Annotated in this window: 14 protein-coding genes; 5 read left to right on the forward strand and 9 right to left on the reverse strand. The window is 40.3% G+C overall.

Going from position 1 to position 13256, the window contains the following annotated elements; translation table 11 throughout:
- Positions 1 to 12 precede the first annotated feature (12 nt).
- Positions 13 to 666 carry an oxygen-insensitive NAD(P)H nitroreductase gene (gene nfsB, locus FTT70_RS06520; RefSeq protein WP_004973304.1) on the forward strand — a complete coding sequence of 218 codons (654 nt, stop codon included), beginning with the start codon at positions 13 to 15 and terminating at the stop codon, positions 664 to 666.
- A gap of 115 nt (positions 667 to 781) precedes the next feature.
- Positions 782 to 1003 (forward strand): hypothetical protein, encoded by a 222-nt coding sequence (locus FTT70_RS06525; protein WP_081402487.1) that lies wholly within the window; start codon positions 782 to 784, stop codon positions 1001 to 1003.
- On the opposite strand, the gene FTT70_RS06530 is transcribed toward FTT70_RS06525, so the two are convergent.
- The 4 genes from FTT70_RS06530 to FTT70_RS06545 all read right to left on the reverse strand — a co-directional run bounded on the left by FTT70_RS06530 (position 966) and on the right by FTT70_RS06545 (position 4706).
- A complete protein-coding gene (locus FTT70_RS06530; protein WP_004973300.1) occupies positions 966 to 1826 on the reverse strand; it encodes a DMT family transporter in 861 nt (286 codons plus the stop codon). The genes FTT70_RS06525 and FTT70_RS06530 overlap by 38 nt on opposite strands.
- Positions 1827 to 1929: 103 nt before the next feature.
- A complete protein-coding gene (fba, locus tag FTT70_RS06535) occupies positions 1930 to 2967 on the reverse strand; it encodes a class II fructose-bisphosphate aldolase (RefSeq protein WP_004973298.1) in 1038 nt (345 codons plus the stop codon).
- A 138-nt stretch (positions 2968 to 3105) separates the two neighbouring features.
- Positions 3106 to 3378, reverse strand: a complete 273-nt coding sequence (locus tag FTT70_RS06540) for a hypothetical protein (protein ID WP_131260911.1) — start codon at positions 3376 to 3378, stop codon at positions 3106 to 3108.
- Between the two features lie 140 nt (positions 3379 to 3518).
- Positions 3519 to 4706: a phosphoglycerate kinase gene (locus FTT70_RS06545; RefSeq protein WP_004973295.1), complete on the reverse strand. Its 1188-nt coding sequence runs from the start codon at positions 4704 to 4706 to the stop codon at positions 3519 to 3521.
- A 139-nt stretch (positions 4707 to 4845) separates the two neighbouring features.
- Between FTT70_RS06545 and FTT70_RS06550 the strand changes: the two genes are divergently transcribed.
- The 3 genes from FTT70_RS06550 (at position 4846) to FTT70_RS06560 (ending at position 7117) form a co-directional block, all read left to right on the forward strand.
- Entirely contained in the window at positions 4846 to 5229 is a 384-nt protein-coding gene (locus tag FTT70_RS06550) for a DUF2237 family protein (RefSeq protein ID WP_136144481.1), read from the forward strand.
- A 7-nt stretch (positions 5230 to 5236) separates the two neighbouring features.
- Positions 5237 to 5830 carry a nucleoside triphosphate pyrophosphatase gene (locus FTT70_RS06555; RefSeq protein WP_136144482.1) on the forward strand — a complete coding sequence of 198 codons (594 nt, stop codon included), beginning with the start codon at positions 5237 to 5239 and terminating at the stop codon, positions 5828 to 5830.
- 120 nt (positions 5831 to 5950) lie between these two features.
- Positions 5951 to 7117: a cupin domain-containing protein gene (locus FTT70_RS06560; protein ID WP_178865734.1), complete on the forward strand. Its 1167-nt coding sequence runs from the start codon at positions 5951 to 5953 to the stop codon at positions 7115 to 7117.
- A gap of 33 nt (positions 7118 to 7150) precedes the next feature.
- Here FTT70_RS06560 and FTT70_RS06565 read toward each other — a convergent pair whose 3' ends face one another.
- The 5 genes from FTT70_RS06565 to murB all read right to left on the reverse strand — a co-directional run bounded on the left by FTT70_RS06565 (position 7151) and on the right by murB (position 13256).
- Positions 7151 to 9061, reverse strand: coding sequence for an ATP-binding protein (locus FTT70_RS06565; protein WP_180168423.1), 1911 nt, complete (start codon positions 9059 to 9061; stop codon positions 7151 to 7153).
- Positions 9058 to 9762 (reverse strand): response regulator transcription factor, encoded by a 705-nt coding sequence (locus FTT70_RS06570; RefSeq protein ID WP_004973283.1) that lies wholly within the window; start codon positions 9760 to 9762, stop codon positions 9058 to 9060. Before FTT70_RS06570 ends, FTT70_RS06565 begins: the two co-directional genes overlap by 4 nt.
- Positions 9763 to 10038: 276 nt before the next feature.
- Positions 10039 to 11082, reverse strand: a complete 1044-nt coding sequence (locus tag FTT70_RS06575; RefSeq protein WP_096900878.1) for an alpha/beta hydrolase — start codon at positions 11080 to 11082, stop codon at positions 10039 to 10041.
- Positions 11082 to 12209, reverse strand: coding sequence for a YdcF family protein (locus tag FTT70_RS06580; protein ID WP_154320702.1), 1128 nt, complete (start codon positions 12207 to 12209; stop codon positions 11082 to 11084). The genes FTT70_RS06575 and FTT70_RS06580 overlap by 1 nt, the downstream gene beginning before the upstream one ends.
- 6 nt (positions 12210 to 12215) lie before the next feature.
- Entirely contained in the window at positions 12216 to 13256 is a 1041-nt protein-coding gene (murB, locus tag FTT70_RS06585) for a UDP-N-acetylmuramate dehydrogenase (protein WP_180095635.1), read from the reverse strand.

Consider the following 13256-nt stretch of genomic DNA (forward strand, 5'->3'; position numbering starts at 1 on the left):
TGGAGATGATTCATGGATTTGCTCAACGTTGCACAAACTCGTTATACGACCAAAGCCTATGATGCGAGTCGCACTATTCCTGCAGAACAATTTGAGCGTTTATTAGAAATTCTGCGTTTAGCACCATCTTCCATTAATATTCAGCCGTGGCATTTTTTTATTGCAGATCGCCCTGAAGCCAAACAACGTATTGCTAAAGCTTTAGTTGGAAAGTACGCCTATAACGCCCCTAAAGTTTTAGATGCTTCGCATACCATTTTATTTTGCACCAAAGCTGACATTAGCGAATTACATTTAGAAAACCTGCTTAATCAGGATGCTGCTAGTGGACGCTTTAAAGATGAAGCCGCTAAACAAGGTCAGAAAGACAGCCGCACAGGTTATGTCGATTACTACCGCAATGAAAAAGGCGATATTCAGCGTTGGGCAGAAAATCAAACCTTTATTGCACTCGGACAAATGCTTTTGGCTGCAGGCATTGAAGGAATTGACGCAACGCCAATTGGTGGTTTTGATGAAGCAATTTTAACTCAAGAACTGCAACTAACTGAGCAAGGACTGATTCCTTCGGTTTTATTGTGTTTAGGCTATCGTAGTGAACAAGATTTTAATGCCAAACTGCCAAAATCACGCCTTGATAAACGCGAGATTTTCACGCAACTGTAAAACAAACATGCGATAACACTAGGGACAAAATTTGTCCCTATTTTTTGGTCTGAATTTTGCTTTATCTATATTTGCAATCTGTACTCAATCTCTATCAAAAATAAAAATGAGGTGTATGATGCTCAATTTAATGCCGCTAAAACTAGAATGCCGACGTTGTAAAAAACTGTATTTATATCAAGCCAAACCAAGCTATCCAACCCTGCGCTGCCCGATCTGCGATAGAACCACAATGCTGCATGGTCTTGCAGAAACTGCAGATTTATTGCGACATCCTTTTCGCTTTATGTTGAGTTATCTTAAACCGTCATGGCATAAGCGAGGCAAAGCACACTAAGCAATGCCAAGCCTAGCCCAATAGTGGTCGTGCTTTTCAGCTTTTCTTTAAAGAACAATACTCCACTGATCACGCCAAATAGCACCACTAAAATATTCATCCCTGCAAATACCACTGCAGGGCTGTCTTTGAGCAGCATGTGAGCTTTGACATACAAGGCAATATTGGCAAAATTCAGTGCACCCAAAATTAAACCTGCACTGATATTTTGCATACTGCCCATGCTTTTATCGCGGATTAAGATATAAGCCATCGCCAAAACAAAAGCACATACAAACATCAAATTCAGCGCAACTGCAAATTGCAGTCCTAAACCTGTGCTGTATTTAAGCAAAACATCAATCAGTGCATAACCCAGCCAAACACAGCTCAAATATAAGATGCCTTGTTGCGCTTTAGCAGACTGCCCTGCAGCACGATGCGAATACAAAATACATAAGACTGCGATAATCCCAAGCGCGATTCCCACAATTTTCAGTTGGCTAAAATTTTCCTGAAAAATAAAATAAGCGGCTGCCAAAGACAAAACCACTGACAAACGCTGTGCAATTTCAGTTTTTAAAATACCTGCGCTGTCTAACGATTTTGCTAATGCTAAAAAGACACTCGGCAACAACACACCCAAACTAATAATGAGCCACCACGGCGTATGTTGGATTGAGATCGTGCCCAAGTTGGGTTTAAACCAGTAAAAACACAACACACTGGCACTGACATAATTCCATGTGATCATCTGCATAGGGTTAAAACCCTGCATTTTGCAGACTTTTAATAAAATAGAGACCAGTACACTACAAAAGGCTGCGGCTACAATCAGTTCCATGACACGCTCGAGGATTGTTTTTGTTCTTGATTGGAAGTTGTGGATTCATCAGTAAAAAGCCCACAAGGACTGTGGGCTTTCGAGTTCTTAATCAAATTAAGAATTACTTATAGCGTTCAACCATTTTCTCTAAAGAAATTGGGCGAATTTTGTCTGCATTACCTGCAGTACCAAATGCTTCATAACGGTCTATACAAATTTGTTTCATTGCATCTACAGTTTTTGCGAAGAATTTACGTGGGTCAAATTCGCTTGGTTGTTCTGCCATCATACGGCGCATTGCACCAGTAGAAGCTAAACGTAAATCTGTATCGATGTTGATTTTACGCACACCATGCTTAATTGCTTCAACCAATTGCTCAACAGGTACACCATAAGTTTCTTTGATATCACCGCCGTATTGGTTAATCACCGCCAACCATTCTTGTGGTACAGAGCTAGAGCCGTGCATTACAAGGTGTGTATTTGGCAACGCAGCATGAATTTCTTTAATACGGTCAATTGCAAGAATATCGCCTGTAGGTGGACGAGTAAACTTGTATGCACCGTGCGAAGTACCAACAGCAATCGCTAAAGCATCCACATTAGTATCTGCAACGAAGCTACGTGCTTCTTCAACAGATGTTAACAATTGAGAGTGGTCAAGTACGCCTTCTGCGCCCACGCCATCTTCTTCACCTGCCATACCTGTTTCAAGACTACCTAAACAGCCAATCTCACCTTCAACCGATACACCACACGCATGCGCCATTTGCACAGTACGACGCGTCACTTCGACGTTGTATTCATACGACGTTGGTGTTTTACCATCTTCACCCAAAGAACCATCCATCATTACTGATGAAAAGCCTAGTTGGATCGAACGCTGACATACATCAGGACTTGTACCATGGTCTTGGTGCATAACCACTGGAATATGTGGCCACTCTTCAATTGCAGCCAAAATCAGGTGACGCAAGAATGGCGCACCTGCATATTTACGCGCACCTGCCGAAGCTTGAACAATTACAGGTGAATTGGTTGCATCTGCGGCTAACATAATTGCGCGCATTTGTTCTAAGTTGTTGACGTTAAACGCTGGAACGCCGTAAGCATGTTCACCGGCATGATCCAAGAGCTGGCGCAATGAAATAAGAGCCATAATATCCTCCCAAATAATGTTGGTTATTCTACCCTGTGATTTGTTTCAATTCAGCAACAAATCGCCTTTTTCAAAAAAAAGTCCCTGCAAAAGCAGGGACTTTTAAACAAATTACTACAATTTGTCGTTTTTCAGCACTTATTGCGCTTCAGAAGCAGCAACTTCTGTGTCTGCAGTCGCAACGTCAGCAGGTGCATTTGCAACATCTTCAGGAATATCGGTGTTGCCTTCATCCAAGATTGGTTGGTCAATTGCGTCGATTGCAGCTTGTTGTTCTGGTGTAACTTGAGCGTTATCTACAACTGCAGAAGATGCATCAGTTTCAGTCGCAGGTGCGCTTTCTTTTTTTGCACAAGCAGTCAAGGCTAAAGATGCAGCAATTAAAGCAGCAAGTGTTAGTTTTTGAATCATCGTCATTTCCTACAGTTAGGTCATTCATTTACTACAGTTTATTGCATATTTATGACATTTTGATGACTACGGCATGACATAAATATAAAAAAGTTGACCGAAGTCAACCTTTTTAAAAATTATTGATAAATTTTCTAGATTTAAGCGCGTTCTAATAATACCGCAACTGCAGGTAAGGTTTTACCTTCTACAAATTCAAGGAATGCACCTCCACCTGTAGAGATATAGCCGATTTTGTCTGCAACTTCATACTTGTCAATTGCAGCTAAAGTGTCACCACCGCCTGCAATAGAGAAACCTGCAGATTCTGCAATCGCCAATGAAAGTGCTTTCGTACCTTCACCAAATTGATCAACTTCAAATACACCCACTGGGCCATTCCAAAGAATTGTTTTTGAAGTTTTTAAAATTTCAGCAAATGCTTTTGCAGTTTCTGGGCCTACGTCTAAAATCATATCGTTGTCTGCAACATCTTCAACTTTTTTCACAGTTGCTTTCGCTGCTGCCAATGAACCCAAGAAATCTTCAAAATTAATTTCAGCGGCATCTGCAACTACAACATCGGTTGGCAGTGGTACAGAAACTTTTGCGGCAATTGCTTTGGCAGTGTCAATCAAATCATTTTCACATAATGATTTGCCCACATTATAGCCTGCTGCAGCAAGGAAAGTATTGGCAATACCACCGCCTACAATTAATTGATCGCAAATATCAGACAATGAAGTCAATACATCTAACTTAGTCGATACTTTAGAACCTGCAACAATCGCCACCATTGGTTTTTCAGGTGTTTTTAAGGCACGACCCAAAGCATCTAATTCCGCAGCCAATAATGGGCCTGCTGCTGCCACTGGTGCTAAACGTGCAACGCCTTCAGTAGAGGCTTCTGCACGGTGCGCGGTACCAAATGCATCCATCACAAATACATCACACAATGCTGCATATTTAGCGGCAAGTTCTGGGTTGTTTTTCTTTTCACCGTGGTTAAAACGGCAGTTTTCCAATAAAACGACTTGACCAGGAGCAACGTCTACACCATCTAAATAGTCAGTGATCAGTTGAACATCTTGACCTAATGCTTGGGTTAAATACGCAGCTACAGGTGCTAAAGATTGTTCAGCTTTTGGCTCACCTTCAACAGGACGACCTAAGTGAGAATACACCATCACTGCTGCACCTTTGGCAACAGCAGCTTGAATCGTTGGCAATGCCGCACGTAAACGTGCATCGCTGGTGATCACACCATTTTTAACAGGTACGTTTAAATCTTCACGAATAAGGACACGCTTACCTGCTAAATCGAGGTCAGTCATACGCTGAAAGTTCATGTATAGCTCACTTTATTGATATCAAAACGCCACGATTTTAAATGATTATGCAGAAAAAGGTTAGCAACTTTTGTAGAATTGCTGTTTAAAGCAAAAGTTTTGATTATGATAGAGAAAAGCTACCATCTTTCTCGCACTTATGTCTATTCATCCCGATCCAAATATCAATCGTTTAAATGTTTTGGGCGAACCTCTCGCCAGTTGTTGCTTTGATCCTATTACTGGATATTTCCGTAACGGTTTTTGTCATACCGCCCCAACCGATTTAGGTCAGCACACCGTTTGTGCGCAAATGACCTCTGATTTTTTAAATTTCTCGCAAAAAATTGGCAATGATTTAATTACGCCAGTGCCAGAAGTTGGTTTTAACGGCTTACAGCCGGGTGATTTTTGGTGTATTTGCGTCACTCGTTGGGTTGAAGCCTATCAGGCAGGTCAAGCGCCACCAATTAAAATTCAAGCCTGTCATCAGTCCGTATTGTCTTATGTGCCTTTAGATATTTTGATGGATTATGCGGTGTGATGATCTGATGCAACATCCTGAAATTATTTTAGCGTCTAGCAGCCAAACCCGTCAGCAATTGATGAATCGTCTGCATTTGGCTTATAAGTCAATTTCTCCTGATATTGATGAATCTGCGCAGGGTGAATTGCACGCAGATGATTTAGCGCAACGCTTGGCTTTTGAAAAGGCACACTATATTGCGCAGCAATATCCTAATGCGATTGTAATTGGTTCAGATCAAGTGGCATGGCGTGAACAGCAGCCAGATATTTTTATAGGTAAACCGCTCACTTCAGAAAAAGCCATACAACAATTACAAGCCAATTCAGGTCAAACGGTTTATTTCAGCACTGCGCTGAGTGTGCAGCAGCAATCTACAGGCTTTGAACAAACAGTTGTAGAACACTACACCGTTAAATTCCGCAACTTAACCGACAATGAAATTGCACGATATGTTGCAAAGGAACAACCGCTACATTGTGCAGGTAGTTTTATGTGCGAAGGTTTAGGTATTAGTCTGTTTGAAGCCATGCAAGGCAATGACCAAACTACTTTGATGGGTCTGCCGATGATTCAGTTATGCCGCATGTTAAGAATGCTGAATATTCAGGTTCCTTAAGTTTAAAACTGTGTAATTTAACAGCCGTGAATATTTATAAAGACTATAAATCACCTTGCCCTTTACAGCGACAAATCAGACAATATTGAGATTATAGATAAAACTTGCTTAGGCTATTTTATGTCGCAACCTTTAGATGTTTTGGGCGGAATTACCGCAGAACAATTCCTAAGTGAATATTGGCAAAAAAAACCACTTTTGGTACGCAATGCACTCCCAGAAATTGCCAACCTACTTGAACCTAGTGATGTAATGGAACTGGCACTTGAAGAAGATGTGACTGCCCGTTTAATCAAACAAAAAGATCGCGATCCAAATCAATGGACTGTGAAATCATCACCGCTCATTAAGGCTGATTTTCAAAAAATGCCAAAGTTGTGGACGCTATTGGTACAAGCCGTTGATCATTACTCTTTTGATCTCGCTGAACTTTGGAAAAAATTTCCTTTTATTCCGCAATGGCGACGTGATGACATAATGGTGTCTTATGCCCCTAAAGGCGGCTCTGTAGGTCAGCATTTTGATTTCTACGATGTGTTTTTGCTACAAGGCTATGGATATCGTCGTTGGCAACTTGGGCAAATGTGTGATGCTGAAACTGAATTTGTCGCAGGACAACCGTTAAAATTATTGCCTGAAATGCAGGTCAATTTTGATGAAGTTCTTGCACCTGGCGATTTACTCTATGTGCCACCGGGTTTGGCACATTATGGCGTGGCGGAAGATGATTGTCTGACGTTCTCGTTCGGTTTCCGCATGCCGAATATTAGTGAAATGATGGATCGAGTGAGCGATAAATTCTCTGCCGATGAAATGTTACGCACGCCACTACAAGACCTTGTTCGTAAAAAAAGTACCCAAATTGGCGAAATGACTGCGACAGAATTGGATTATCTGAAAGCAGAATTGTGGGCGCGTTTACAAAACTCATCGGTGTTGGATGATGCGATTTTAAGCTTAATGTCTGAACCGAAATATCCTGAAAATATTCCTGAAGTAGATGAAATAGGTGTAGGCGATTTAGAAGATGCGCTAGATCAGGGTTATCAAATCATGTTGGAACCCGCCTCTCGCCTACTTTATGCAAATCAGCTAGATGAAGTTTTATTTTGGGCGAATGGTGAAGCGATTTGTGTCGCAGAAGCATCTATCCCTACGCTGCAAAAAATTGCCAATGGTGAACGCGTGCTGCTCGATGAAAACCTTTACGACGCAAATATTTTGGAAGATTTGGTACAACTGCTCAATGAATCCATTTTAATGTTGTTACCTGCTGAAGACGCTTAAAATATTCGTTTCAGCCCCCTCAAGATGATCAATTCATCTTGGGGAATTTAGATAAGCGGGATCTAAAGTTAAAACTGCCTGAATTAACGTATAGCCAGGTGTCGAATTTAATTTTAATTGCCCTCCAACCCGTTCTAAACGCATTTTCATACTGCGCATCCCAATACTCATGCCATGTTCAAGCACGCTATTGGCTTCAAAACCTACACCATCATCCTGAATTTTAAGTACCAATTGCTTAGGCGGTACAAATTGCATACTGACGGATACATGCTTGGCTTGGCTGTGTTTAATCACATTGGTTAAACTTTCTTCTAATACCCGCATCAAAGTTAAGCACTGTAACGAATTCGGCTCAATCACCCATTCATTTGGAAAATCCCACTTGGAATGAATATCCATTTCATCCATCAATTGACTAAAACGATGACGTACTGGCGCAACCCAAATTTTAGGATTTTCAGGCACTTTAGAACCAATGGAAGAACCACTATCAATAATTTGACGTAAATCATCACGCAGTAATTTCAGCATAGATAAGAACTGCTGATTACTCATGTTCTGTTCGCTTTGGTCGACCATAATCATGGAACGTACCAAAGATGCACCCAAACCATCATGCAAATCATGCGATAGATGAATCCGCTCTTGCAAACGCACATTTTCCAATTCTAAATAATGCTTTTCTGACATACTGCGTTTTAAATCATCACTGACTTCAAAAACTTTAAGCTCTAAATCGTGATTAAATTTCTCAATTTTTTGAATATTTCTTTTTAGGCGCATGCCTAAAATAATCGCAATAAATAAAGTAATTACTGGCGAGGTATACGGTGATAATGGCTGATATAAACTTGCCGTTGCCGCATTACTTAAACGAAATACATCTACACCTGCAAAAAAGCCAATCAAGGTTAAACAAAATAGCAGCAGATATACTTCTGTTTTTGGGGATTTATACGCTAAATACGCCAAATAAAAATAAACCACGACTAGTAAGCTGGCATAACTTAAAAAGACAATCCCAAATACCAGTTTGACATAATCTAAGGGTGTTAAAAACACACAAACAATTACCGCTAAACTCAGAATAAAAATACTTTCTTCCAATATTGGCAAGCGTTGATTGACAAACCTAATTAAATACAGACTAAAAGCTAAAACATAGAGGATAAAAAAGCTTAAATTGGCTTGAGATGCCACCAATACACTTGGGTATGGAAAGGTTTCTGTGGTTAAAAAATGAGAAATAAATAATAACCAGAACATGCAACTCAACGCGAACCAACCAAAACTCTGATCACGGCGTAAAAACAGCCAAATAACCAAACATAAAATGCCTAAAGTGGCAGATAAAATCGCATTAATTTCAAATAAAGTACGTTTATTCCATATACTTTGCTGGTGCTGTTCAATATTGTTATGCACATTATTAAAACTTATTTTTCCTATACCCGCATTTTGAAATGCATATCCATTTACATAGACCAATATTTGATTTTTACCTTGTTTTAAGCCTGAAATAGGTAAAATCCAGTAACGTGGCATATTCCAGTTTTTTGACAAAGGCTCTTCTAAATGTTGACTTGCCCAAAGTAAATCTTGATTCAGATAAACTGCCCCTGCACTATTTAAAAAATTCAGTGCAAAAACGATGGGTTGATTTAAACGATGATCACGCTCACAAAACCACTCCCACTCTATTTTGTACCACGCCCCACCATTATAATTTTTCCAGCGATCATCCCAAACGTCGGGCAGTTGAACATTTTCCCAACCCGTTTCAGGTTTTTTATTATGTGATGCTGTTTTGGCAGAGCTGATTGAAAGTACATGCACATTGCAGTACTGATTAATTGGGTACACCACTTGCTGCGCATAGCTTTGCCACGCACAGAACAATAACAACACGCCCAAACCACACTGCCAAAGCCTTTGAATCATAAAAGACCTAAAGTTCTAGCGGTACTGACAGCCTTAGTGCGTTTAGTGACCGACAACTTCCGATAGATATGTTTAATATGACTTTCAACGGTATAACGCGACACAAATAATTGCTCAGCAATTTCACGGTTACTTAAGCCCTGCGCCACCAGATTTAAAATTTCTAATTCACGATTGGTGAGCTGTTCATAATGTGAGTTGAATGCTTGAGCATCGGCGCGATCTGATAAATCTTCGGTCAGCACGGGTACTTTTTGATGTGAAATTTGCGATAAAATTTCACGGGCGATAAATGGGTCTATCGGTGCACCACCTCTTAAAATGCTGCGTATTGCGATAATAATTTCAGCATCATCACGTTCTTTAAGCACATAGCCTGTTGCACCTGCTTGAATTGCAGAAAATAAGCTGTCTTGGGTGCTCCATGCAGAAATCACCAAAATTAATGCGCTTGGATCTCTAAAATGTAATTGTTCGATTAGTTCTTTACCATTGCCATCGGGCAAGCCTAAATCGACTAAAGCTAAAGCAATCGGATGATCTTCTATACACGTCATTGCAGCTTTAAGATGACTCACGAAAAATAGCATGTCATCTTGATAGCCAATATCATGCAAAATTTTTCTAAGACGTGACTGAATAATAGGCTCATCTTCAACAATTAAAACCGGTACGGGTAATATCGCTTCCATTTCTGCCATCATTCATCCCCTTGATTATGTTTGTAAATATATCAATCGTTTTGATGTAAACACTATCCCTAGAATTAAGGAGTTTTTCAAATTTAGCTTATTTTATAAACATGAGCATAGCACTGAAACATGAAACTCGAGCATGAAATAAAAAATAAATGTGAAGTACTATTTTATTTTAGAAATCGCTTCACATTTTAATGAGCAGCGCAGCATAAATATGCTTTGATGCCGAGAACAGCATCAAAGCAAATGTAGAGCCGTATTTAAAAGATGGTTGATAAATTAATAATAAGTCTTAGAGCTATGTGCATGTAAAAATGCAGGAATCAGCCCTGTTAAAGCCGCACGAATATCCGCACGTTCATTGATTAATTGATGCGAGCCTTCTTCTAACATGAGTAAGGTTTGCAGGCGGAATTTACGCCGAATAAACTCAATGTTGTAGCGCCAATCTACGGTTTGATCTTGCGCCCCTTGTGCCAACCAAACAGGAATACGGCAAGCTGGACGTTCTTCCATCTCCAACATCCATTTAGACATGGCTAAAATCCAATCCATGCCCATCATTCTAGGTTGCAGCGGGTCTTTTAAACGCACAAAGCGTAAAAATTCAGGATTATGATTATTGCGTCGGAAATGTCGCGGCACTTCACGCTTAATCCGACGGATAATGCCCAAACCAACAGAGTTATGCCACCATGCCGATTTTGCAGGACGAATCAAAGGCGATAACAACAACACACGCTCTACAAATGGATTTTCACGGCGCTGAGCAAATTCCAACAAGTGATGCATCCAAATTGCACCACCTGTACTTTGCCCAATGCCCAACCACGGTTTTGGCAATTGATCGGCATTTTTTACATATTGATAAACCGCATGTAATACTTGCTGATAATGATCAAAATTTTTGATGTTGGCAGGATAACCATCACTCAATCCATGTCCGGGCAAATCATAAGTCAAAACACTAAAGCCCTGCTCTAATAATTCTTTGACGATAGGTTGATAAATCCCGCTATGTTCCAAATAGCCATGCAGTAGAAATACCGTGCCCTGCACCTGATCAAATTTGGTTTTGCTTAAATCGGGTTGAAAAATTTGCACATGCAATTTAAACAACGGCATTTGCACATAGCCTTGCCAATGTTCACAGTCCAACAAATGAAAACCATATAGCTGTCGATAGGCTTGTAACTCAACACTCGGTTCAAAACCACGATTCAAATTTAAAGGTTGTAGAATTTGTGGTGTGGTTTCCCTACTCGGCACTGGCAAATCTAATTGCTTCAACACGCTTGGGTTTAAAAATGGAATATCAGGCATTATGGCACCTCGCGACATGCGCTAGAACCAATCAAGACATCCCGAATGGCGGCAAGCATTTCATAATTGGCACGGCGGCTGTGATCATAGTTTTGTTCACTTGGACGCCATGCGGTCAGTTGAGTCGGCATTGGAGCTTCGACAGGAATCGTTTCAATTCCATTTAAAGCAAATAAACGGCGGGTGCGTGGCATGTGATAACGGTCTGTAATCAAAATCACTGTCGGCGCCCCCCCTTTTTTTTGTAATAATAAAGAACTAAAACGTGAATTTTCACAAGTATTCATGCTGCGATCTTCTAATAATTTTGCTTCGACATCATATTTTTTTAACCAACGCTGCATATAAGGTGCTTCTACACCACTCAGTACAATCGGCAATTGATATTGTTTTACCACCGCTAGGGTCGTTTCTAAACGTAAACGTGTGTAGTCATTGACCACAATATCTTTGCCATTATCATCTAAAGTTAAGCCACCACCTAAAACCACAATCGCATAAGGTTTAGAGTTTGCAGGTATTTTTGGAATATTTTGTTGCTGAATTAAAGCAATATCTTTAAAGATTTCTTCATCTACAGGCTCACTTTCGGTTTCGGCAATTTTATGAGTGCTTAAAAACTCCAAGTATTGTTCCATGAGTACCTGATTTTCATGACTATCCAAATTGAGCAAGGCTTTTACATTTTCGGATGGGTCTTCTACAACTGCTTCAGAAGCTGCATTAGACACCAACAATGGGACTTGCGGCAACTCTTGCTCAGATGCTAATTTTTTTTGCGTTTGTTCTTCTAAAATAAGCGCTTGTAAGGCTTTATAACGAGCCTGAATTAAAGTTAAATTTTTCGAATTTTCAGATTGAATCTCTTGCTCCATCAGCTTCAAATAAGCTTGTCGGGCAATCCATAAATCTGAACCGGGTTCCAAGCTGTCTTGATCACTAAAAGCCGCCATTTGCTGACTTTTTGCTGCCACTTGATTCACTTCTACAGGTACCAAAGTGTTCAGCGTTTTGACCACCAAAGTAGAATAAAAAGGTGAATAGATAAAAATCATGAACGCTGCAAACAATACAAATAGCACGGCAGCAATTTGTACCAATCTGAGCATCCAATGATTCTGTTTCATCTTCACTTAACCTACCGGTTGATGTGCACGAATCAAACCTGTTTCATCAAATAACACAGGTTCAGGTTCTAGTGAAATACCAAAACGACTCAAAACATCTTGCTGCACAGCACGATAGGTGTGTTGCACATCTGCCAAAGTGGCATCGGCATAATTGACTAAAACCAACGCTTGTTTATGAAACATACCCACCACACCCAGTTGTTTTCCCTTCCAGCCAGCTTGATCAATCAACCAGCCTGCTGCAATTTTAACTTGCGCATTCGGCTGTGGGTAATGGGGTAAATTTGGAAATTGTGCTGCAATTTGGTCAAATTGCTGAGTCGAAATCACAGGATTTTTAAAGAAACTACCTACATTTGGATATTCTGCAGGATTAGGCAGCTTACTTTGGCGAATTTGAATGACTTGTTGCTGCAGATTTTCAGCAGTTTGCTCATCGCCTACAGCAGCTTTTAAGTCGCCATAATTTAATTTTAACGCAGCCTGTTTTAACAGTTTAAAAGTCACATGGGTAATGATGTAACGGTTGGGATGATCTTTAAAAATACTGTGTCGATAGGCAAACTGACAATCTGCAGCAACAATTGAGCTGAATTGTTGGCATTCACGATCATAGACCTGCACAGATTCAATAAACTCACCGACTTCAACGCCATAAGCACCAATATTTTGCACAGGTGAAGCGCCGACCAAACCTGGAATTAAAGCCAGATTTTGCAGACCATATAATTTTTGTTCCGTGCTCCATAACACAAAATCATGCCAGACTTGTCCTGCACCAACTTTTAGGGTAATACTTGCATCATCTTCAGCGCATTTTTCGATGCCCTGAATATCCATGTGCATGACCAAGGCATGAATATGTTCAGGCAATAACATATTGCTACCACCCGACAAAATCAGCACATTTAACTGTTCTGTCTGAGCAAATGCCAAAGCATCCTGCACATCTTGGATATTTTCAACTTTGACATAATGCGATGCAGTTGCATCTAAATTTAACGTATTGAACGGTTTGAGTTGCATGTTGTGTTGAATGTGCAT

Origin of the sequence: Acinetobacter sp. YH01003 (assembly GCF_013420525.1) — a bacterium.
GTDB classification, from domain to species: domain Bacteria; phylum Pseudomonadota; class Gammaproteobacteria; order Pseudomonadales; family Moraxellaceae; genus Acinetobacter; species Acinetobacter towneri.

Excerpts from the sequence above, each read along its gene's own strand:
- nfsB (WP_004973304.1), top strand. The coding sequence starts at position 13 with ATGGATTTGCTCAACGTTGCACAAACTCGTTATACGACCAAAGCCTAT.
- FTT70_RS06525 (WP_081402487.1), top strand. The coding sequence starts at position 782 with ATGATGCTCAATTTAATGCCGCTAAAACTAGAATGCCGACGTTGTAAA.
- FTT70_RS06530 (WP_004973300.1), bottom strand. The coding sequence starts at position 1,826 with ATGGAACTGATTGTAGCCGCAGCCTTTTGTAGTGTACTGGTCTCTATT.
- fba (WP_004973298.1), bottom strand. The coding sequence starts at position 2,967 with ATGGCTCTTATTTCATTGCGCCAGCTCTTGGATCATGCCGGTGAACAT.
- FTT70_RS06540 (WP_131260911.1), bottom strand. The coding sequence starts at position 3,378 with ATGATTCAAAAACTAACACTTGCTGCTTTAATTGCTGCATCTTTAGCC.
- FTT70_RS06545 (WP_004973295.1), bottom strand. The coding sequence starts at position 4,706 with ATGAACTTTCAGCGTATGACTGACCTCGATTTAGCAGGTAAGCGTGTC.
- FTT70_RS06550 (WP_136144481.1), top strand. The coding sequence starts at position 4,846 with ATGTCTATTCATCCCGATCCAAATATCAATCGTTTAAATGTTTTGGGC.
- FTT70_RS06555 (WP_136144482.1), top strand. The coding sequence starts at position 5,237 with ATGCAACATCCTGAAATTATTTTAGCGTCTAGCAGCCAAACCCGTCAG.
- FTT70_RS06560 (WP_178865734.1), top strand. The coding sequence starts at position 5,951 with ATGTCGCAACCTTTAGATGTTTTGGGCGGAATTACCGCAGAACAATTC.
- FTT70_RS06565 (WP_180168423.1), bottom strand. The coding sequence starts at position 9,061 with ATGATTCAAAGGCTTTGGCAGTGTGGTTTGGGCGTGTTGTTATTGTTC.
- FTT70_RS06570 (WP_004973283.1), bottom strand. The coding sequence starts at position 9,762 with ATGGCAGAAATGGAAGCGATATTACCCGTACCGGTTTTAATTGTTGAA.
- FTT70_RS06575 (WP_096900878.1), bottom strand. The coding sequence starts at position 11,082 with ATGCCTGATATTCCATTTTTAAACCCAAGCGTGTTGAAGCAATTAGAT.
- FTT70_RS06580 (WP_154320702.1), bottom strand. The coding sequence starts at position 12,209 with ATGAAACAGAATCATTGGATGCTCAGATTGGTACAAATTGCTGCCGTG.
- murB (WP_180095635.1), bottom strand. The coding sequence starts at position 13,256 with ATGCACATTCAACACAACATGCAACTCAAACCGTTCAATACGTTAAAT.